This window comes from Streptomyces sp. NPDC050564, from assembly GCF_044457265.1.
Taxonomy (GTDB): Bacteria; Actinomycetota; Actinomycetes; order Streptomycetales; family Streptomycetaceae; genus Streptomyces.
In genome coordinates, this window is record NZ_JBITGS010000015.1 from 192,617 (window position 1) to 212,845 (window position 20,229).

Consider the following 20,229-nt stretch of genomic DNA (forward strand, 5'->3'; position numbering starts at 1 on the left):
TCAGGCCGTGTTGCTCGTGCGCCTTAAAGGACCCGCACCGCACCCGTCGCCGGGTAGCCCGAAAGGTCCTGAATCACCACACCCTTGGAGGGGTTGGCGGCGTCCAGGTACTGCCCGTTACCGATGTACACACCCACGTGGTACGCCGAACCGGCCGAACCCCAGTACAGGATGTCGCCGACCTGGACGTTGGACAGCGAGACCGGCGTACCGGCCGTCGACTGGTCCTGCGAGACGCGCGGCAGATCGACGCCGACCTGCTTGAACGCGGCCTGCACGAGACCGGAGCAGTCCCACGCGTTGGGGCCGGTGCCACCCATGACGTAGGCGTCGCCGACCTGGGCCTTGAGGAAGGCGATGACGGTCGCGACACTGCCGCTGGCCGGAGCGGAGACGTTCGAGCTCGTGGAGGCGGACAGGGTGGTCCGCTCCGAGGAGCGCGAGGCGGCCTGGGCGGCGGCGGCCTTGCGAGCGGCCTCGGCCTTCTTCTTGGCCTCCGCCTTCTTCTTGGCCTCGGCGAGGTCGGCCTTGGCCTGCTTGGCGGCCTTGGCGGCGGCCGCGTCACGCTCCGCCTGCAGCTCGTAGTTGGCCGCGGCCTGCTGCGTGGCGTCCGCCGACTGGGCGACCTGGGTGGCCAGGTCGGCCGTCAGGGTGGGCAGTTCGAGAGTCTGCGTCGTGGATTCGGCAGCGTTCGCCGCACCCGACGCACCGGCCACTGCCAGGGTGCTGAGAACGCCACCGGCAACTCCGGCGCGCATCGCGAGCGACGACGCATTGCGACGGGGCTTCCGGTGGCTTCGTATGTGAGCGGTGTGGGACATGGGTACAAGCGGTACCAGGGGCTCCTCCATACCTTCAAGAAACGTGTGGTGCGCCACAGTTGTTCAATCCCCGGTCGAATTTGCCCCGCGTCACTCTTTATTGACGCCGTAACGGGCATTGCGGACACGGCCCATCAAGGCCGTGATCAAGGGCTTTCCGTATTACGTCCGAATTGCCCGCCACCTACCACTGGTGGGAACGGATGGCCAAGCCCCGCCTATCTGACCCATAGGTAGATGTGGCGCAGGTCACGGAACGGTCACCGCGAAGGTGGCGTCTCGCGCGGGAGTCCCCGCCCTCTCCGCTCGTGAACGTGTGCACGCGTCCACACCCGTCCACACGCCTCCCTCTGAGGTGTGAATGCGGTCCTCTATCAAGGCGCCACGTCCAGCACCAATTTGCATGCAGCGGAACCCTCTTGATATGGAGACGCCGCCCGGACCTGCGGCGACGAGCGGAAATGTCACCTCTGGTGATCGCCCGGACGCTTCGCGTATGAAGATCACCGCTCATCCGACTTCATGATCGTTCGTCAGGTGGTGGAGATCACAAAGCTTGTGTAATACCCCGTGTCGCAGATCACAGACCGCCGGGCATAAGATGCGAGGCAGTTGGGCTTGTGACCTGCTTCACATGTTCGCGATCTTCGCCGGGACGCACGGGGCTCGTGGGACACGTGGGGCAGAAGTGCTCGCCCGACGCAACCGCCAGCAGTCAGTGCCGACTGAGAGGAGCGAGGAGCGTGAACGCGTATGCGCCGATCCTCGTACTGGGAGCCCTCGGGGCAGGCTTTGCGATCTTCTCCGTGGTCATGGCCACGCTGATCGGTCCGAAGCGGTACAACCGCGCCAAGCTCGAGGCCTACGAGTGCGGTATCGAGCCGACCCCCACGCCGGCCGGCGGCGGGCGCTTCCCCATCAAGTACTACCTGACGGCGATGCTCTTCATCGTCTTCGACATCGAGATCGTCTTCCTCTACCCCTGGGCCGTCACCTTCGACGCCCTGGGTGTTTTCGGGCTCGTGGAGATGCTGCTCTTCGTGCTCACCGTCTTCGTCGCGTACGCGTACGTATGGCGGCGCGGCGGCCTGGAATGGGACTGAGGGGCCTTTAAGACATGGGACTCGAAGAAAAACTGCCGAGCGGATTCCTGCTGACCACCGTCGAGCAGGCCGCGGGCTGGGTGCGCAAGGCGTCCGTCTTCCCCGCCACGTTCGGACTCGCCTGCTGCGCCATCGAGATGATGACCACCGGCGCCGGGCGCTACGACCTGGCCCGCTTCGGCATGGAGGTCTTCCGCGGATCACCGCGCCAGGCGGACCTGATGATCGTGGCCGGCCGGGTCAGCCAGAAGATGGCGCCGGTGCTGCGGCAGGTCTATGACCAGATGCCCAACCCCAAGTGGGTGATCTCCATGGGGGTTTGCGCCTCATCGGGTGGAATGTTCAACAATTACGCCATTGTGCAGGGCGTCGACCACATCGTCCCGGTCGACATCTATTTGCCCGGCTGTCCGCCACGGCCCGAGATGCTGATGGACGCGATTCTCAAGCTCCATCAGAAGATCCAGACCTCCAAGCTCGGCGTGAACGCCGAGGAGGCGGCCCGCGAGGCGGAGGAAGCGGCGCTCAAGGCGCTCCCCACCATCGAGATGAAGGGCCTGCTGCGGTGAGTGACGCGAACGGTAACGGGGCGAACACGTCGGGCAACGGCGTCAACCCCGAGAAGGACCTCGGCGCCCAGAACCTTCCCGGCCAGCGCGGCGAGGGTGGCGAGGAGATCCGCGTCCAGCGCGGCATGTTCGGCGCCAACAACGGTGGCGACACCTCCGGCTACGGCGGCCTTGTCCGCTCCATCCGGCTGCCCGGTCCGGCCGCCCGGCCCTACGGCGGCTGGTTCGACGAGGTCGCCGACGAGCTGGAAGGCGCCCTGGAGGAACAGGGACTCGTCCCCGACAACGTCATCGAGAAGACGGTCGTCGACCGCGACGAGATCACCTTCCACATCGAACGCGAGTACCTGGTCCGCGTCGCCCAGACCCTGCGCGACGACCCGGCCCTCCGCTTCGAACTGTGCACGGGCGTCAGCGGAGTGCACTACCTCAGCGACAAGGGCCGCGAGCTGCACGCCGTGTACCACCTGCGCTCGATCACCCATAACCGGCTGATCCGTCTGGAGGTCAGCGCCCCCGACGCCGACCCGCACGTTCCCTCGCTCGTCTCCGTCTATCCGACGAACGACTGGCACGAGCGCGAGACGTACGACTTCTTCGGGCTGATCTTCGACGGTCACCCGGCGCTGACGCGGATCATGATGCCGGACGACTGGCAGGGCTTCCCGCAGCGCAAGGACTACCCCCTCGGCGGCATCCCCGTCGAGTACAAGGGCGCCCAGATCCCGGCTCCGGACCAGCGGAGGTCGTACTCATGAGCACGCAGACCCCTTCTTCTGCAGCGTCCGCCGCGGCCCGGGAGACGACCGAGGGCACCGTATATACGGTCACCGGTGGCGACTGGGACGAGATCGCCCAGTCTGCGGCGAAGTCCGACGACGAGCGCATCATCGTCAACATGGGGCCGCAGCACCCCTCCACGCACGGTGTGCTCCGGCTCATCCTGGAGATCGACGGCGAGACGGTCACCGAGGCCCGCTGCGGCATCGGCTATCTCCACACCGGCATCGAGAAGAACCTCGAGTTCCGCACGTGGACCCAGGGCACCACGTTCGTGACGCGCATGGACTACCTGACGCCGTTCTTCAACGAGACGGCCTACTGTCTCGCGGTCGAGAAACTCCTCGGCATCACGGACCAGATCCCCGACCGGGCCACGATCATCCGTGTGCTCCTGATGGAGCTGAACCGGCTCTCCTCCCACCTGGTGTGCATCGCCACCGGTGGCATGGAGCTGGGCGCCACCACGATCATGATCTACGGCTTCCGTGATCGTGAACTCATTCTCGACATCTACGAGCTGATCACCGGCCTGCGGATGAATCACGCGTACATCCGTCCCGGCGGACTCGCCCAGGACCTGCCCCCGGGGGCGGTGGACCAGATCCGCGAGTTCGTGAAGAAGATGAAGAAGAACCTTCCCGAGTACGACAAGCTCGCCACCGGGAACCCCATCTTCAAGGCCCGTATGCAGGACGTCGGCTACCTGGACCTGGCCGGCTGCATGGCCCTCGGCGCCACCGGCCCGATCGTGCGCTCCGCCGGTCTGCCGCACGACCTGCGCAAGACGCAGCCGTACTGCGGCTACGAGACGTACGACTTCGACGTCCCGACCGCCGACACCTGCGACTCCTACGGGCGCTTCCTGATCCGCCTGGAGGAGATGCGCCAGTCGCTGCGGATCGTCGAGCAGTGCCTGGACCGGCTGCAGCCCGGCCCGGTCATGGTCGCCGACAAGAAGATCGCCTGGCCCGCCCAGCTCGCGCTCGGCCCCGACGGTCTCGGCAACTCCCTCGACCACATCAAGAAGATCATGGGCACCTCCATGGAGGCCCTGATCCACCACTTCAAGCTGGTGACCGAGGGCTTCCGCGTCCCGCCGGGACAGGCGTACGCGGCGGTCGAGTCGCCCAAGGGCGAGCTCGGGGTGCACGCCGTGTCCGACGGAGGCACCCGCCCGTACCGGGTCCACTTCCGGGACCCGTCCTTCACCAATCTGCAGGCCATGGCGGCGATGTGCGAGGGCGGCCAGGTCGCCGACGTCATCGTCGCCGTCGCGTCCATCGACCCCGTGATGGGAGGCGTCGACCGGTGACCACCACCCCCGAGGGCGTCAGCCTGGGCATGCCCCAACTGCCCGCGCCCGAATACCCGGACGACGTTCGAGCCCGGCTCGAAGCGGACGCGGGCGAGATCATCGCCCGCTACCCGGACTCCCGCTCGGCGCTCCTTCCGTTGCTGCATCTCGTGCAGTCGGAGGAGGGCCATGTCACGCGCACGGGGCAGCAGTTCTGCGCTGACATGCTCGGCCTGACCACGGCCGAGGTCGCCGCGGTCGCGACCTTCTACTCGATGTACCGGCGCAAGCCGAGCGGCGACTACCAGGTGGGTGTCTGCACCAACACCCTGTGCGCGGTCATGGGCGGCGACGCGATCTTCGAGGCCCTCCAGGACCACTTGGGCGTCGGCAACGGCGAGACCACCGACGACGGCAAGGTCACCCTGGAGCACATCGAGTGCAACGCGGCCTGCGACTTCGCGCCGGTCGTGATGGTCAACTGGGAGTTCTTCGACAACCAGACCGTGGACTCCGCCAAGAGCCTCGTCGACGACCTGCGCGCGGGAGCACAGGTCGAGCCCACCCGCGGCGCCCCGTTGTGCACCTTCAAGGACACCGCCCGGATCCTGGCGGGCTTCCCCGACGAGCGTGCCGGGGCCGTCGAAGCGGGCGGCAGCGCGGGACCCGCCTCCCTGATCGGCCTTCGTCTGGCCAAGGGCGAGACCGCACCCGCGCGCGTGGTGCATCCGCGCGGCGGAGAGGCACCCCAGGACGAGTCGCCTGCCGAGCACTTGAGCTCACACGACGCGCCGCAGGACACATCGGCCTCCGATCCGTCCCACCCGGCGGGTCCTGCAGCCGAGGAGGGGGAGTGATGACCTTGGCACCCGAGATCAACGAGACGAGCCCCGAGAAGCTGCTCGTACCCGTGCTGTCGGCCTTCTGGGACGAGGACGAGTCCTGGACGCTCGATGTCTACCGGAGGCACGAGGGGTACGAGGGGCTGCGCAAGGCGCTGGCCATGTCGCCGGACGACCTGATCGCGTATGTCAAGGAATCCGGACTGCGCGGCCGCGGCGGCGCGGGATTCCCGACGGGGATGAAATGGCAGTTCATTCCCCAGGGCGATGGCAAGCCTCACTATCTAGTTGTCAACGCCGACGAATCGGAGCCGGGAACCTGCAAGGACATCCCGCTCCTCTTCGCGAACCCGCACAGCCTCATCGAGGGCATTGTGATCGCGTGTTATGCCATCCGGTCTTCGCATGCGTTCATCTATCTGCGCGGTGAAGTGGTCCCCGTACTGCGGCGGTTGCACGAGGCCGTGCGTGAGGCCTACGCGGCGGGCTACCTCGGCGAGAACATCCTGGGCAGCGGACTCGACCTCAAGCTCACCGTGCACGCGGGCGCGGGCGCGTACATCTGTGGTGAGGAGACCGCACTGCTCGACTCGCTCGAAGGCCGCCGTGGTCAACCGCGGCTTCGTCCCCCCTTCCCTGCCGTCGCGGGCCTCTATGCGTGCCCAACTGTTGTAAATAACGTCGAGTCGATCGCGTCAGTTCCCGCAATTCTGCAAAAAGGCAAGGAATGGTTCCGGTCGATGGGAAGCGAGAAGTCCCCGGGCTTCACGCTGTACTCACTCAGCGGACACGTCGCCAATCCCGGCCAGTACGAGGCCCCGCTCGGCATCACACTCCGTCAACTCCTGGAGATGAGCGGCGGGATGCGGTCCGGCCACCGGCTGAAGTTCTGGACGCCGGGCGGCTCCTCGACGCCGATGTTCACCGACGAGCACCTCGACGTCCCTCTTGATTACGAAGGAGTGGGTGCCGCGGGTTCCATGCTCGGGACCAAGGCCCTGCAGTGCTTCGACGAGACGACGTGCGTCGTCCGCGCCGTCACCCGCTGGACCGAGTTCTACGCCCACGAGTCCTGCGGCAAGTGCACGCCGTGCCGCGAAGGCACGTACTGGCTCGTGCAGTTGCTGCGCGACATCGAGGCGGGCAAGGGCGTCATGTCCGACCTCGACAAGCTGAACGACATCGCCGACAACATCAACGGCAAGTCCTTCTGCGCCCTCGGCGACGGTGCCGCCTCGCCGATCTTCTCCTCGCTCAAGTACTTCCGCGAGGAGTACGAGCAGCACATCACGGGCCGCGGCTGCCCCTTTGACCCGGCCAAGTCCACGGCTTGGGCCGACCGCACGGAGGTGAACGCATGACGGTGACCACCAGCGCTCCCTCCGGTGGAGGAGAGGCGGCGGTTCCGCCGGAAGATCTGGTCTCGCTGACGATCGACGGCGTGGAGATCAGCGTGCCCAAGGGCACCCTGGTGATCCGGGCCGCCGAACAACTGGGCATCGAGATCCCCCGCTTCTGCGACCACCCGCTCCTCGACCCGGTCGGCGCCTGCCGCCAGTGCATCGTCGAGGTCGAGGGCCAGCGCAAGCCGATGGCGTCCTGCACGATCACGTGTACGGACGGGATGGTCGTCAAGACTCACCTCACCTCCCCGGTGGCCGAGAAGGCCCAGCACGGTGTGATGGAGCTGCTGCTCATCAACCACCCGCTGGACTGCCCCGTCTGCGACAAGGGCGGCGAGTGCCCCCTGCAGAACCAGGCGATGTCGCACGGCAACGCCGAGTCCCGCTTCGAGGGCAAGAAGCGTACGTACGAGAAGCCGGTGCCGATCTCCACCCAGGTGCTGCTCGACCGCGAGCGGTGTGTGCTGTGCGCTCGATGCACCCGGTTCTCCAACCAGATCGCGGGCGACCCGATGATCGAGCTGCTCGAGCGGGGCGCGCTCCAGCAGGTCGGCACCGGTGAGGGCGACCCCTTCGAGTCGTACTTCTCCGGGAACACGATCCAGATCTGCCCGGTGGGCGCGCTGACGTCGGCGGCGTATCGCTTCCGCTCGCGCCCCTTCGACCTCATCTCCTCGCACTCCGTGTGCGAGCACTGCTCCGGCGGCTGTGCCACCCGCACCGACCACCGGCGCGGCAAGGTCATGCGGCGGCTCGCGGCTCCCGACCCCGAGGTCAACGAGGAGTGGCTCTGCGACAAGGGGCGGTTCGCCTTCCGGTACGCGCAGCAGCGGGACCGGCTGGAGACGCCGCTCGTTCGCGACGAGTCCGGTGAACTCGTGCCCGCTTCCTGGCCGGAGGCCCTCTCGATCGCCGCCGAGGGGTTGTCGGGCGCCCGCGGCCGCACCGGCGTCCTCATCGGTGGCCGGCTCACCGTCGAAGACGCCTACGCGTACAGCAAGTTCGCGCGCGTGGCCCTCGACACGAACGACATCGACTTCCGCGCGCGCGTGCACAGCGCCGAGGAGGCCGACTTCCTGGCGGCCCGGATCGCCGGACGCGGACGGGATCTCGACGGTACGGGCGTCACGTACACCTCTCTGGAGAAGGCGCCCGCCGTCCTGCTCGCCGGATTCGAGTCCGAGGAGGAGGCGCCCGGCGTCTTCCTGCGGCTGCGCAAGGCATGGCGGGGGCACGGACAGAAGACCTTCTCGCTCGCCACGCACGCGACGCGTGGCCTGGAGAAGGCGGGTGGCACGCTGCTGCCGGCCGCGCCCGGCACCGAGACCGAGTGGCTGGACGCGCTCGCGAGCGGTGTCGGCCTGGAGGGCGACGGGGCCAAGGCCTCCGAGGCGCTGCGCGCCGAGGGCGCGGTGATCGTCGTCGGAGAGCGGCTCGCGGCCGTGGCGGGCGGGCTCACCGCCGCCGCGCGGGCCGCGTCCGCGACCGGCGCCCAGATGGTGTGGATTCCCCGCCGGGCAGGCGAGCGGGGCGCGATCGAGGCGGGCGCGCTGCCGTCGCTGCTGCCGGGCGGACGTCCGGCCACCGATCCGCGCGCGCGGGACGAGGTCGCGGCGGCCTGGGGAGTCTCCGAACTTCCGCACCGCTACGGCCGCGACACCGGTCAGATCGTCGAGGCCGCCGCCGGTGGCGAACTGCGGGCCCTGGTGGTCGCGGGCGTGGAGGTCGGCGACCTTCCCGACCCGGCACGCGCGCGTGCGGCACTTTCCGAAGTGGGCTTCCTGGTGTCGCTGGAAATGCGCCCCAGCGAGGTCACCGAGCACGCCGATGTCGTCCTTCCGGTCGCTGCGGTCGCCGAGAAGGCGGGCACGTTCCTCAACTGGGAGGGCCGGGCCCGCTCCTTCGAGTCGGCGCTCAAGCCCGACCAGATGACCCGCCGACTGGCGCCCACCGACGCGCGCGTCCTGCAGATGCTGGCCGACGCCATGGACGTACACCTGGGGCTGCCGGATCTGCGCACCGCGCGCGGGGAGCTGGACCGGCTCGGTGCCTGGGACGGTGCGCGGGCCACCGAGCCCCTGGAGGTCGCGGCGCATTTGCCGCGCCCGGCCGCCGGAGAGGCCGTACTGGCCGGGCACCGGCTGCTGCTCGACCAGGGCCGCCTCCAGGAGGGTGACGAAGCGCTCGCCGGGACCCGGCACGCAGCACGCGCGCGGCTGTCGGCGGCCACGGCCGCCGAGGCGGGTGTCAAGGACGGCGACGTCCTCGCCGTGGCCGGTCCCACCGGAGTGGTTGAACTTCCGCTGCAGATCACCGAGATGCCCGACCGCGTGGTCTGGCTCCCGCTGAACTCCACCGGAGGGGGCGTCGCCTCCGACACCGGGGCGCTGTCCGGCGCCCTCGTCCGCATCGGCCCGGCGACCCTGCCCGCCGAGGCCCCCAAGGAGGTGGAGGCATGAGCCCGTACCTCGCCGCTGAAGACCTCTCCATGTTCGGCCGCGACCCCTGGTGGCTGGTCGTCATCAAGGCGGTCTTCTGTTTCGCCTTCCTGATGGTGACCGTGCTGTTCTCCATCGTGTGGGAACGCAAGGTCGTCGCCTGGATGCAGCTGCGCATCGGCCCCAACCGGCACGGCCCCTGGGGCATGCTCCAGTCGCTCGCCGACGGCATCAAACTGATGCTCAAGGAAGACGTCATCGTCAAACGCGCGGACAAGGTGGTCTACGTCCTCGCACCGATCGTCGCGGCCATCCCGGCCTTCATGGCGATCGCGGTGATCCCCTTCGGACCGGCCGACAACGAGATCTCGATCTTCGGCCAGCGCACCACGATGCAGCTCACCGACCTCCCGATCGCGCTGCTCTACATCCTCGCGGTCGCCTCGGTGGGCATCTACGGGATCGTGCTCGCGGGTTGGAGTTCTGGATCCACCTACCCGCTGCTCGGTGGCCTGAGGTCCTGCGCGCAGATGATCTCGTACGAGATCGCCATGGGCGCCGCGTTCGCCTCGGTGTTCCTCTACTCCGGGTCGATGTCGACGTCGACGATCGTCGAGCAGCAGCACGACCGCTGGTACATCATCCTGCTGCCGGTCTCGTTCCTGATCTACATCGTGACGATGGTCGGCGAGACCAATCGCGCCCCCTTCGACATGCCGGAGTCCGAGGGCGACCTGGTCGGCGGCTTCAACACCGAGTACTCGTCCATCAAGTTCGCGATGTTCATGCTCGCCGAGTACGTGAACATGGTCACGGTCTCGGCCGTGTCGACCACGCTCTTCCTGGGCGGCTGGCGGGCCCCCTGGCCGATCAGCACCTTCTGGGAGGGCGCCAACCACGGCTGGTGGCCGATGCTCTGGTTCGTGGTGAAGGTGCAGCTGCTGCTGTTCTTCTTCATCTGGCTGCGCGGCACGCTCCCGCGCGTCCGCTACGACCAGCTGATGAAGCTCGGCTGGAAGGTCCTCATCCCGGTCTCCGTGGTCTGGCTGATGCTCGTCGCGACGGTACGGACGCTGAGGAACGAGAACTACGACTTCGCGGACATCGCCCTCTACGTCGGCGGAGGCGTCCTCGTCCTGCTGCTGCTCTCGTTCGCCGCGGACATCTTCCGCGACAAGCAGGGTGCCGAGGAGGCGCCCGCCGAACCCGCCGCCTTCGACCCGATGGCGGGCGGATTCCCCGTACCGCCACTGCCGGGACAGGAGCTTCCGCCGGTACCGCGGCGCCGCCCGCGCCGCGAGCGGGAGTTGATTGTCAGTGGTGGGTCGGATACTGCGAGTGACGGATCGATTGACGGATCTCGTGACGGAAAGGAGGGGTCCGATGGCTGAGGAGCCGAAGGAGACCAAGCCCGGTTTCCAGAACCCCGTCGCCGGCTTCGGCGTGACCTTCAAGGCCATGTTCAAGAAGCGGCTGACCGAGCAGTACCCGGAGCAGCAGAAGACCACCGCCCCGCGGTTCCACGGCCGGCACCAGCTCAACCGCCACCCGGACGGCCTGGAGAAGTGCGTCGGCTGCGAGCTGTGCGCCTGGGCCTGCCCCGCGGACGCCATCTATGTGGAGGGCGCGGACAACACCGACGAGGAGCGCTACTCGCCGGGCGAGCGGTACGGCCGCGTCTACCAGATCAACTACGCCCGCTGCATTCTCTGCGGCTTGTGCATCGAGGCGTGCCCCACGCGCGCGCTCACGATGACGAACGAGTTCGAGCTCGCCGACAGCAGCCGCGCCAACCTCATCTACACCAAGGAGCAGCTGCTCGCCGGTCTCGATGAGGGCATGGTCGACACACCGCACGCGATCTTCCCCGGCATGGACGAGCAGGACTACTACCGGGGCCTGGTGACGGAGGCGGCGCCCGGCACCGATCGCCAGGTGGCCTTGTCCAAGGGCGAGAAGCCCGCTGGAGAGGAGGTGGAGGCATGAGTGCGCAGCTCGCCGCCTACTCCACCTCCACCGGAGAGGCCTTCCAGTTCTGGGTCCTCGGCACCGTCGCCGTGATCGGCGCCCTGGGCACGGTCTTCATGAAGAAGGCCGTGCACAGTGCGCTCTGTCTCGCCGGGACCATGATCGTCCTGGCGGTGTTCTATCTCGCCAACGGCGCGTACTTCCTGGGCATCGTGCAGATCGTCGTCTACACCGGCGCGATCATGATGCTCTTCCTCTTCGTGGTCATGCTCGTCGGCGTCACCGCGGCGGACTCCCTGAAGGAGACCATCAAGGGCCAGCGCTGGCTGGCCCTGGTGTGCGGGCTCGGCTTCGGCATCCTGCTGTTCGCGGGCATCGGCAACGCGTCCATCAAGGACTTCAACGGCCTGGGCAAGGCGAATGCGAACGGCAATGTGGAGGGGCTCGCCGCCCTCATCTTCACGAAGTACGTGTTCGCCTTCGAAATCACCGGCGCCCTGCTCATCACGGCCGCCGTCGGTGCCATGGTCCTCACGCACCGCGAGCGCACCGAGCGTGCCAAGACCCAGCGCGAGCTGTCCGAGCAGCGCGTACGGGAGGGCAAGCACGTACCGCCGCTGCCGGCCCCCGGCGTCTACGCCCGGCACAACGCGGTGGACATCGCCGGCCTGCTGCCCGATGGCACCCCGTCCGAGCTGACCGTCAGCAAGACGCTGCGTGAGCGCGGACAGATCCGTGACGTGTCGACCGAGGCGCTGAGCGATCTGAAGGCCCTGGAGCAGCGGGCCGAGGAGCGCCTGGAGCGCACGAACTCGGGAGAGGGGTCGAAGTGAACCCGGTCAACTACCTCTATCTCGCCGCCCTGTTGTTCACGGTCGGCGCCACAGGCGTGCTGATCAGGCGGAACGCGATCGTGGTGTTCATGTGCGTCGAGCTCATGCTCAACGCTTGCAATCTCGCGTTCGTCACCTTCTCCCGTATGCACGGCAATCTCGACGGCCAGGTCATCGCCTTCTTCACGATGGTCGTCGCCGCCGCGGAGGTCGTGGTCGGGCTCGCGATCATCGTGTCGCTCTTCCGTTCCCGCCACTCGGCCTCGGTCGACGACGCCAGCCTGATGAAGCTGTAAGGGGTCGCTGAATCGTGGAGAACCTGATTGCGCTGCTGGTAGCGGCGCCCCTGCTCGGAGCGGCCGTACTGCTGTGCGGCGGACGGCGGCTGGACGCCATCGGGCACTGGATCGGTACGGCCCTCGCGGCCACCTCCTTCGTGATCGGCGTGGTCCTCTTCGCCGACATGCTGGGGAAGAACGCGGAGCACCGGGCCATCGGCCAACACCTGTACACCTGGATCTCGGTCGGCAGCTTCCAGGCCGACGTCTCCTTCCAGCTCGACCAGTTGTCGATGACGTTCGTGCTGCTGATCACCGGCGTCGGCTCGCTGATCCACCTGTACTCGGTCGGGTACATGGAGCACGACGAGCGCAGGCGCCGCTTCTTCGGCTATCTGAACCTGTTCCTCGCGGCGATGCTGCTGCTCGTCCTCGCCGACAACTACCTCCTGCTGTACGTGGGCTGGGAGGGCGTCGGTCTCGCCTCGTATCTGCTGATCGGCTTCTGGCAGCACAAGCCCAGCGCCGCCACCGCCGCGAAGAAGGCCTTCCTGGTCAACCGCGTCGGTGACATGGGGCTGTCGATCGCGATCATGCTGATGTTCACCACCTTCGGGACGTTCGCCTTCGGGCCGGTGCTCGGCACCGAGGAGCATCCGGGGCTGGTCGGAGGCGCCACGGAGGGCAAGCTCACCGCCATCGGCCTGATGCTTCTGCTCGCCGCCTGCGGCAAGTCCGCCCAGGTACCGCTGCAGTCCTGGCTCGGGGACGCGATGGAGGGCCCGACCCCGGTCTCGGCCCTCATCCACGCCGCGACCATGGTGACCGCGGGCGTGTATCTGATCGTCCGCTCGGCCGCGATTTTCAATGCCGCGCCCGACGCGCAGCTCGTCGTCACCGTGGTCGGCGCCGTCACGCTCCTCTTCGGTGCGATCGTCGGTTGCGCGAAGGACGACATCAAGAAGGCGCTCGCCGGTTCGACCATGTCGCAGATCGGCTACATGGTGCTGGCGGCGGGCCTCGGCCCCATCGGCTACGTCTTCGCGATCATGCACCTGGTGACGCACGGCTTCTTCAAGGCCGGACTGTTCCTCGGCGCCGGCTCGGTCATGCACGGCATGAACGACGAGGTCGACATGCGCAAGTACGGGGGCCTTCGCACGTACATGCCGGTCACCTTCGTCACCTTCGGCTTCGGCTACCTCGCCATCATCGGCTTCCCGGGCCTGTCCGGCTTCTTCTCCAAGGACAAGATCATCGAGGCGGCCTTCGCCAAGGGCGGCACCGAGGGCTGGATCCTCGGCGGCGCCGCCCTGCTGGGCGCCGCGATCACCGCGTACTACATGACACGCGTGATGATCATGACTTTCTTCGGGGAGAAGCGCTGGCAGCCGGACGCGGATGGTCACGAGCCACACCCGCACGAGTCGCCCAAGTCCATGACGATCCCCATGATCGCGCTGGCCTTCGGATCGGTCTTCGCGGGCGGTTTCTTCAGCTTCGGCGATCGCTTCCTGCACTGGCTGGAGCCGGTCACCGGCCACTCGGAGGGCAACTCGCCCGTCAGCGCCCTCACGGTCACGATGGCCACCATGGTGCTGCTTGTCGTCGGCGCCGGAATCGCGTACGCCCAGTACGGCCGTAACCCCGTTCCGGTCGTCGCCCCGCGCGGCTCCCTGCTCACCCGGGCCGCCCGGCGCGACCTGCTCCAGGACGACTTCAATCACGTCGTGCTGGTGCGCGGCGGAGAGCACCTCACGCGCTCCCTGGTGTACGTCGACCACACCCTGGTCGACGGGGTCGTCAACGGGACGGCGGCCTCGATGGGCGGCCTCTCCGGGCGGCTCCGCAAACTGCAGAACGGCTATGCGCGCAGTTACGCGGTTTCGATGTTCGGCGGTGCGGCCATCCTCGTCGCCGCGACCCTGCTGATGAGGGCGGTCTGATACCGATGTCCTTTCCTCTGCTGACAGCGACGGCGGCGCTCCCGGCCCTCGGGGCGATCGCCACGGCTGCCGTGCCGGCCGCGCAGCGCGTCGCCGCCAAGTGGCTGGCGCTGCTCGTCTCGCTCGGCACCCTGGTGCTCGCCGCCGTCACCCTGGTGCGATTCGATCCCGACGGCGACCGATACCAGCTCACCGAATCCCACGCCTGGATCAAGGACTTCGGGGTGCGGTACGAGCTCGGGGTGGACGGCATCGCGGTGGCGCTCATCGCGCTCACGGCGCTGCTGATCCCCTTCGTGATCCTCGCGGGCTGGCACGACGCCGACCCGCACGAGACCGGAAGCAGGCGCTGGCGGCCGACCCAGGGTTTCTTCGCCCTGATCCTGGCCGTCGAGGCGATGGTGATCATCTCCTTCGAGGCCACCGACGTCTTCCTCTTCTACATCTTCTTCGAAGCCATGCTCATCCCGATGTACTTCCTCATCGGCGGCTTCGGGGATCGTGCCCACGAGCACGGCGACAAGGCGGCGGCGACGCAACGCTCTTACGCCGCCGTGAAGTTCCTCCTCTACAACCTGGTCGGCGGTCTGATCATGCTGGCCGCGGTGATCGGTCTCTACGTGGTGGCCGGAAACTTCTCGCTCCCGGAGATCGTGCAGGCCCGCGCCAGCGGTTCGCTGCACATGGCGACCAGCACGGAGCGGTGGCTCTTCCTGGGCTTCTTCTTCGCGTTCGCGGTGAAGGCGCCGCTGTGGCCGCTGCACACCTGGCTGCCCAACGCCATGGGTGAGGCCACCGCCCCGGTAGCCGTACTGATCACGGCAGTTGTCGACAAGGTCGGCACTTTCGCGATGCTCCGCTTCTGCCTCCAACTGTTCCCGGAGGCGTCGAAGTGGGCGACACCCGTCATCCTCGTGCTGGCGCTCATCAGCATCATCTACGGGGCGCTGGTCGCGGTCGGCCAGCGCGACATCAAGCGGCTGGTCGCGTACGCGTCGATCTCCCACTTCGGCTTCATCGTCCTGGGCATCTTCGCGATGACCAGCCAGGGCCAGTCGGGCGCGACGCTCTACATGGTCAACCACGGGATCTCGACCGCCGCCCTGATGCTGGTGGCGGGCTTCCTGATCTCGCGGCGCGGTTCGCGTCTGATCGCCGACTACGGAGGGGTGCAGAAAGTCGCCCCGGTGCTCGCGGGCACCTTCCTGATCGGCGGCCTGGCGACTCTCTCGCTCCCCGGGCTCGCGCCCTTCGTGAGTGAATTCCTGGTCCTGGTCGGCACGTTCACGCGCTACCCGGCCGTAGGCATCATCGCCACCTTCGGCATCGTCCTCGCCGCGCTCTACACACTCGTCCTCTACCAGCGGACGATGACGGGCCCGGTGAAGGCGGAGGTCGCCGAGATGCCCGACCTCAGGGTGCGTGAGCTCCTGGTGGTCGCCCCGCTGATCGCACTGCTGATCTTCCTGGGCGTCTACCCGAAGCCGGTCACCGACATCGTCAATCCGGCGGTCAAGCAGACCATGTCCGACGTCCAGCAGAAGGACCCCAAGCCCGAGGTGGAGGCGGCCAAGTGAGCGCAGCAGCCGTCCACAGCCTGTGGACAACGGCGGCCGATCCGATTTCCAAGATCGACGCGCCGAAGATCGAATACGGGCAATTGTCGCCCACCTTGATCGTCATCGGCGCGGCGATCGTCGGGGTGCTGATCGAGGCGTTCCTACCGCGCAAGTCGCGCTACTACGCCCAGGTGTTCGTCTCCGTCGTCGCACTCGCGGCCGCGTTCGCCGCGGTCGTCGCGCTCGCGGCGGGCGGATACGGCACCACGAAGGCGCACATCGCGGCGATGGGCGCGATCGCGGTCGACGGTCCTTCCCTGTTCCTGCAGGGCACGATCCTGCTCGCGGGCATCCTCGGCGTATTCACCTTCGCCGAGCGGCGGCTCGACCCGGAGGCGCACGGCAATCGCGTCGATTCGTTCGCCGCGCAGGCCGCCTCCGTGCCCGGCAGTGACAGCGAGAAGGCCGCCGTGAAGGCCGGGTTCACCACCACTGAGGTGTTCCCGCTCCTGCTTTTCGCGATCGGCGGCATGCTGGTCTTCCCGTCGGCCAACGATCTGCTGACGCTGTTCATCGCCCTGGAAGTCTTCTCGCTGCCCCTGTATTTGCTGTGCGCCGTGGCCCGCCGCAAGCGGCTCATGTCGCAGGAGGCCGCGGTCAAGTACTTCCTGCTGGGCGCCTTCGCCTCCGCGTTCACGCTCTTCGGCATCGCCCTGCTCTACGGCTACGCGGGCTCGGTGTCGTACGCGACGATCGCGCAGGTCGTCGACGGCACGATCACGAATGTCGACCCGCCGCTGGCCGGCACCATGGGCAACGACGCGCTGCTGCTGATCGGCGCGGCCATGGTCGTCATGGGCCTGCTGTTCAAGGTCGGCGCGGTGCCGTTCCACATGTGGACGCCGGACGTCTACCAGGGCGCGCCGACACCGGTCACCGGCTTCATGGCGGCGGCGACGAAGGTGGCCGCCTTCGGCGCGCTGCTGCGTCTGCTGTACGTCGTCCTGCCGGGCCTGCGCTGGGACTGGCGGCCTGTCATGTGGGCCGTCGCGATCGTCACCATGCTGGGCGGCGCGATCGTCGCGATCACCCAGACCGACATCAAGCGGCTGCTGGCGTACTCGTCGATCGCCCACGCGGGCTTCATCCTCGCGGGTGTCATCGCGACCTCGCCCGACGGCGTCTCGTCCGTTCTCTTCTACCTGGGTGCGTACTCGTTCGTCACGATCGGCGCCTTCGCCGTCGTGACGCTCGTCCGGGACGCGGGCGGCGAGGCCACACACCTGTCCAAGTGGGCGGGGCTGGGACGCAGGTCCCCGCTGGTGGCGGCCGTGTTCGCGGTCTTCCTGCTGGCCTTCGCGGGCATCCCGCTGACCTCCGGTTTCGCCGGAAAGTTCGCCGTCTTCAAGGCGGCGGCGGAAGGCGGCGCGGGCCCGCTGGTCGTGGTCGGTGTGATCTCGTCGGCGATCGCGGCGTTCTTCTACATCCGAGTGATCGTGCTGATGTTCTTCAGCGAGCCGCGGCCGGAAGGGCCGACGGTGGCCGTGCCGTCCCCGCTGACCATGACGGCGATCGGGGTGGGCGTGGCGGTCACGCTGGTGCTGGGTGTGGCGCCCCAGTACTTCCTCGACCTCGCAGGCCAGGCGGGGGTCTTCGTTCGCTGAACCGCGCAGGTGCCGGGCCTCGCTCCCCCCTCGGGAGCGGGGCCCGCAGCACGTTCAGTGGGCTGCGTGGGCGGAGTGCGTCGAGGGGGCTGTGTCGGCTGGGCGCTTCACCGTGGGATTCCACCGGTCGAACAGGCCGGGGGGGTGTCGTTGTAGAGCCAGACGTGCAGGTCGTAGTGGATCGGCGTGGTGGCGGTATGGCCGGGCATCGGTCCGCGGTCGCGAGGGGTCGCCATGCGGAAGGGGCCGACGGGCTGAATGCCGACGGGGCCCGTCCGGGGCAGCGCGAGGGGCCGGGCGCCGGTGCGTACCGAAGCCGTCCGGTCGCAGCCTGTGGATAACTCTGAGGCTGTCGGTGCGGGGCCCTATGGTGGCTGTCGTGGGCGAAGCACGACATACGGGGGACGACGGGCGATGAGCGGGATGGGCGGGGCAGGTGCGATGACCGGAGCGGACACGACCGAGACACTGGGCGACAGCGAGGCACTGGCCACGCTCCACCGGGTCTTCGGGTACGACGCCTTCCGCGGCGAGCAGGAAGCGATCATCGAGCATGTGGTGACGGGCGGTGACGCCGTCGTCCTGATGCCGACGGGTGGCGGCAAGTCGCTCTGCTACCAGATTCCCGCGCTGGTCAGACCGGGTACCGGCGTCGTGGTCTCCCCGCTTATCGCGCTGATGCAGGACCAGGTGGACGCGCTGCGCGCGCTGGGCGTGCGCGCCGGGTTCATGAACTCCACGCAGGACTTCGACGAGCGGCGGGTGGTGGAGGCGGAGTTCCTGGCGGGGGAGCTGGACCTGCTCTACCTGGCCCCGGAGCGGCTCCGTCTGGACACGACGCTTGACCTGCTGTCGCGCGCGAAGATCTCCGTCTTCGCCATCGACGAGGCGCACTGCGTGGCCCAGTGGGGCCACGACTTCCGCCCCGACTATCTGGCGCTGTCGCTGCTGGGTGAGCGCTGGCCCGAGGTTCCGCGGATCGCGCTGACGGCCACGGCCACCCGCGCGACGCACAAGGAGATCACCCAGCGCCTCGGCATGCCGAAGGCCCGGCACTTCGAGGCGAGCTTCGACCGCCCCAACATCCAGTACCGGGTCGTCCCGAAGGCCGACCCCAAGAAGCAGCTGCTGTCCTTCCTGCGCGAGGAGCACGCGGGCGACGCGGGCATCGTGTACTGCCTCTCGCGCAACTCGGTGGAGAAGACGGCCGAGTTCCTCTCCCGCAACGGCATCGAGGCAGTGCCCTACCACGCGGGGCTGGACGCGGGCACCCGTGCGGCCCACCAGTCGCGCTTCCTGCGCGAAGAGGGACTGGTCGTGGTCGCCACCATCGCCTTCGGCATGGGCATCGACAAGCCGGACGTGCGGTTCGTCGCCCACCTCGACCTGCCGAAGTCCGTCGAGGGCTACTACCAGGAGACGGGCCGTGCGGGCCGTGACGGACTGCCGTCCACGGCATGGATGGCGTACGGCCTTCAGGACGTGGTCCAGCAGCGCAAGCTGATCCAGGGCTCGGAAGGCGACGAGGCGTTCCGCCGCCGGGCGGCCGCACACCTGGACTCGATGCTCGCGCTGTGCGAGACGGCCCAGTGCCGGCGCTCCCAGCTCCTGGCCTACTTCGGCCAGGACCCGCACACCCCCGCGTGCGGCAACTGCGACACGTGTCTGACACCGCCCGAGACCTGGGACGGCACGGTCGCGGCGCAGAAGGTGCTGTCCACGGTGGTGCGGCTGCAGCGTGAGCGGGGACAGAAGTTCGGCGCGGTCCAGATCGTCGACATCCTGCTGGGTCGCCGGACCGCCAAGGTGATCCAGTTCGACCACGACCAGCTGTCCGTCTTCGGCATCGGAGAGGAGCTGTCCGAATCCGAATGGCGGGGTGTCGTACGGCAGTTGCTTGCCCAGGGGCTGCTCGCGGTCGAGGGCGAGTACGGGACGCTGGTGCTGACCGAGGCCAGTGGGACGGTGCTGCGGCGCGAGCACGAGGTGCCGTTGCGCAAGGAGCCGCCGAAGCCGGTGACCTCCCGGTCGGGGTCCGGCTCGGGCTCGGGCAGGGGCGAGCGCAAACCCAAGGGCGCTGTGGCCGAACTGCCTCCCGAGCTGGTCCCCGCCTTCGAGGCCCTGCGTTCCTGGCGCGCCGAACAGGCCCGCGAGCAGGGCGTGCCCGCGTATGTCATCTTCCACGACGCCACACTCCGGGAGATCGCCGCGGTGGGGCCCACCTCGGTGGCCGAACTGGGCACCATCAGCGGCGTGGGAGAGAAGAAGCTGGCGACGTATGGGGAAGGGGTGCTGGGGGTGCTTGCCGGACTGGGCGGCGCTCCCGGGGCGACTCCGGCTCCGGCGACCGGCGAGGCACCCGATCCGGACTGGCCCGAGATGGACGCGGAACCGGAGCCGGAGGACTGGATATAGGGGCGCGGCGTCCCCTTGGACGCCGGGTGCCGTCGCAGCACCGCGCAGGGGCGCTCGGCATCGCTGCCGACGTGAGGGCGGGGCGTGCAACGCGGCGCTCACGGGGTGCCGCAGCGCCCACCGGGGCCGCCGCCGCGGCACACCATTGCCCGCAGCGACGGCGGCGGCGGTCAGAGCGCCCAGGACGCATACGCCCTGACGTCCGCGTACGGGTGCGCGGTGGCCGGGCCCCCGGCGTCACCCGGGCTTGTGGGCGTTGAGGTCCTGGCGTCTCCCGGATCCGTTGACGCTCAGACCTCGGCGACTACTGCAC

The 20,229-nt window shown here is 68.3% G+C and carries 16 protein-coding genes; 15 read left to right on the plus strand and 1 reads right to left on the minus strand.

What is annotated here, in order from left to right:
• Positions 1-23 precede the first annotated feature (23 nt).
• Positions 24-851 carry a C40 family peptidase gene (locus tag ACIBK0_RS24670; RefSeq protein ID WP_399083801.1) on the minus strand — a complete coding sequence of 276 codons (828 nt, stop codon included), beginning with the start codon at positions 849-851 and terminating at the stop codon, positions 24-26.
• Positions 852-1,564: 713 nt separating this feature from the next.
• Here ACIBK0_RS24670 and ACIBK0_RS24675 point away from each other — a divergent pair.
• The 15 genes from ACIBK0_RS24675 to recQ all read left to right on the plus strand — a co-directional run bounded on the left by ACIBK0_RS24675 (position 1,565) and on the right by recQ (position 19,916).
• Complete coding sequence (locus ACIBK0_RS24675) at positions 1,565-1,924, plus strand: NADH-quinone oxidoreductase subunit A (RefSeq protein WP_007383963.1); 360 nt, start codon at positions 1,565-1,567, stop codon at positions 1,922-1,924.
• A gap of 14 nt (positions 1,925-1,938) precedes the next feature.
• Positions 1,939-2,493: an NADH-quinone oxidoreductase subunit B family protein gene (locus tag ACIBK0_RS24680; RefSeq protein WP_003998928.1), complete on the plus strand. Its 555-nt coding sequence runs from the start codon at positions 1,939-1,941 to the stop codon at positions 2,491-2,493.
• Entirely contained in the window at positions 2,490-3,251 is a 762-nt protein-coding gene (locus ACIBK0_RS24685; protein WP_399083804.1) for an NADH-quinone oxidoreductase subunit C, read from the plus strand. Before ACIBK0_RS24680 ends, ACIBK0_RS24685 begins: the two co-directional genes overlap by 4 nt.
• Positions 3,248-4,588 (plus strand): NADH-quinone oxidoreductase subunit D, encoded by a 1,341-nt coding sequence (locus ACIBK0_RS24690; RefSeq protein WP_369248454.1) that lies wholly within the window; start codon positions 3,248-3,250, stop codon positions 4,586-4,588. Before ACIBK0_RS24685 ends, ACIBK0_RS24690 begins: the two co-directional genes overlap by 4 nt.
• A gap of 29 nt (positions 4,589-4,617) precedes the next feature.
• Positions 4,618-5,427: an NADH-quinone oxidoreductase subunit NuoE gene (gene nuoE, locus ACIBK0_RS24695; RefSeq protein ID WP_399083971.1), complete on the plus strand. Its 810-nt coding sequence runs from the start codon at positions 4,618-4,620 to the stop codon at positions 5,425-5,427.
• The gene (gene nuoF / locus ACIBK0_RS24700) at positions 5,424-6,773 is read left to right on the plus strand and encodes an NADH-quinone oxidoreductase subunit NuoF (RefSeq protein ID WP_399083808.1); all 1,350 of its coding nucleotides are present in this window, start codon (positions 5,424-5,426) and stop codon (positions 6,771-6,773) included. Before nuoE ends, nuoF begins: the two co-directional genes overlap by 4 nt.
• Positions 6,770-9,274, plus strand: coding sequence for an NADH-quinone oxidoreductase subunit G (locus ACIBK0_RS24705; protein WP_399083811.1), 2,505 nt, complete (start codon positions 6,770-6,772; stop codon positions 9,272-9,274). The genes nuoF and ACIBK0_RS24705 overlap by 4 nt, the downstream gene beginning before the upstream one ends.
• Positions 9,271-10,644 (plus strand): NADH-quinone oxidoreductase subunit NuoH, encoded by a 1,374-nt coding sequence (gene nuoH / locus ACIBK0_RS24710; RefSeq protein ID WP_399083814.1) that lies wholly within the window; start codon positions 9,271-9,273, stop codon positions 10,642-10,644. Before ACIBK0_RS24705 ends, nuoH begins: the two co-directional genes overlap by 4 nt.
• Positions 10,637-11,239, plus strand: a complete 603-nt coding sequence (nuoI, locus tag ACIBK0_RS24715; RefSeq protein ID WP_399083817.1) for an NADH-quinone oxidoreductase subunit NuoI — start codon at positions 10,637-10,639, stop codon at positions 11,237-11,239. Before nuoH ends, nuoI begins: the two co-directional genes overlap by 8 nt.
• Positions 11,236-12,054 (plus strand): NADH-quinone oxidoreductase subunit J, encoded by an 819-nt coding sequence (locus tag ACIBK0_RS24720; RefSeq protein ID WP_399083820.1) that lies wholly within the window; start codon positions 11,236-11,238, stop codon positions 12,052-12,054. Before nuoI ends, ACIBK0_RS24720 begins: the two co-directional genes overlap by 4 nt.
• On the plus strand, positions 12,051-12,350 hold the full coding sequence (gene nuoK, locus ACIBK0_RS24725; RefSeq protein ID WP_399083823.1) for an NADH-quinone oxidoreductase subunit NuoK: 300 nt from the start codon (positions 12,051-12,053) through the stop codon (positions 12,348-12,350). Before ACIBK0_RS24720 ends, nuoK begins: the two co-directional genes overlap by 4 nt.
• Before the next feature lie 14 nt (positions 12,351-12,364).
• Positions 12,365-14,278 (plus strand): NADH-quinone oxidoreductase subunit L, encoded by a 1,914-nt coding sequence (gene nuoL / locus ACIBK0_RS24730; protein WP_399083826.1) that lies wholly within the window; start codon positions 12,365-12,367, stop codon positions 14,276-14,278.
• Between the two features lie 5 nt (positions 14,279-14,283).
• Positions 14,284-15,855, plus strand: a complete 1,572-nt coding sequence (locus ACIBK0_RS24735; RefSeq protein WP_399083829.1) for an NADH-quinone oxidoreductase subunit M — start codon at positions 14,284-14,286, stop codon at positions 15,853-15,855.
• Positions 15,852-17,501 carry an NADH-quinone oxidoreductase subunit NuoN gene (gene nuoN, locus ACIBK0_RS24740; RefSeq protein WP_399083832.1) on the plus strand — a complete coding sequence of 550 codons (1,650 nt, stop codon included), beginning with the start codon at positions 15,852-15,854 and terminating at the stop codon, positions 17,499-17,501. The genes ACIBK0_RS24735 and nuoN overlap by 4 nt, the downstream gene beginning before the upstream one ends.
• Before the next feature lie 414 nt (positions 17,502-17,915).
• On the plus strand, positions 17,916-19,916 hold the full coding sequence (recQ, locus tag ACIBK0_RS24745; RefSeq protein WP_399083835.1) for a DNA helicase RecQ: 2,001 nt from the start codon (positions 17,916-17,918) through the stop codon (positions 19,914-19,916).
• Positions 19,917-20,229: the final 313 nt, after the last annotated feature.

What these genes read in the sequence shown, in the direction of transcription:
- nuoI (WP_399083817.1), top strand. Translation starts at nt 10,637, where the DNA reads ATGGCTGAGGAGCCGAAGGAGACCAAGCCCGGTTTCCAGAACCCCGTC.
- ACIBK0_RS24670 (WP_399083801.1), bottom strand. Translation starts at nt 851, where the DNA reads ATGGAGGAGCCCCTGGTACCGCTTGTACCCATGTCCCACACCGCTCAC.
- ACIBK0_RS24735 (WP_399083829.1), top strand. Translation starts at nt 14,284, where the DNA reads ATGTCCTTTCCTCTGCTGACAGCGACGGCGGCGCTCCCGGCCCTCGGG.
- ACIBK0_RS24690 (WP_369248454.1), top strand. Translation starts at nt 3,248, where the DNA reads ATGAGCACGCAGACCCCTTCTTCTGCAGCGTCCGCCGCGGCCCGGGAG.
- ACIBK0_RS24720 (WP_399083820.1), top strand. Translation starts at nt 11,236, where the DNA reads ATGAGTGCGCAGCTCGCCGCCTACTCCACCTCCACCGGAGAGGCCTTC.
- recQ (WP_399083835.1), top strand. Translation starts at nt 17,916, where the DNA reads ATGAGCGGGATGGGCGGGGCAGGTGCGATGACCGGAGCGGACACGACC.
- nuoH (WP_399083814.1), top strand. Translation starts at nt 9,271, where the DNA reads ATGAGCCCGTACCTCGCCGCTGAAGACCTCTCCATGTTCGGCCGCGAC.
- ACIBK0_RS24705 (WP_399083811.1), top strand. Translation starts at nt 6,770, where the DNA reads ATGACGGTGACCACCAGCGCTCCCTCCGGTGGAGGAGAGGCGGCGGTT.
- ACIBK0_RS24680 (WP_003998928.1), top strand. Translation starts at nt 1,939, where the DNA reads ATGGGACTCGAAGAAAAACTGCCGAGCGGATTCCTGCTGACCACCGTC.
- nuoE (WP_399083971.1), top strand. Translation starts at nt 4,618, where the DNA reads ATGCCCCAACTGCCCGCGCCCGAATACCCGGACGACGTTCGAGCCCGG.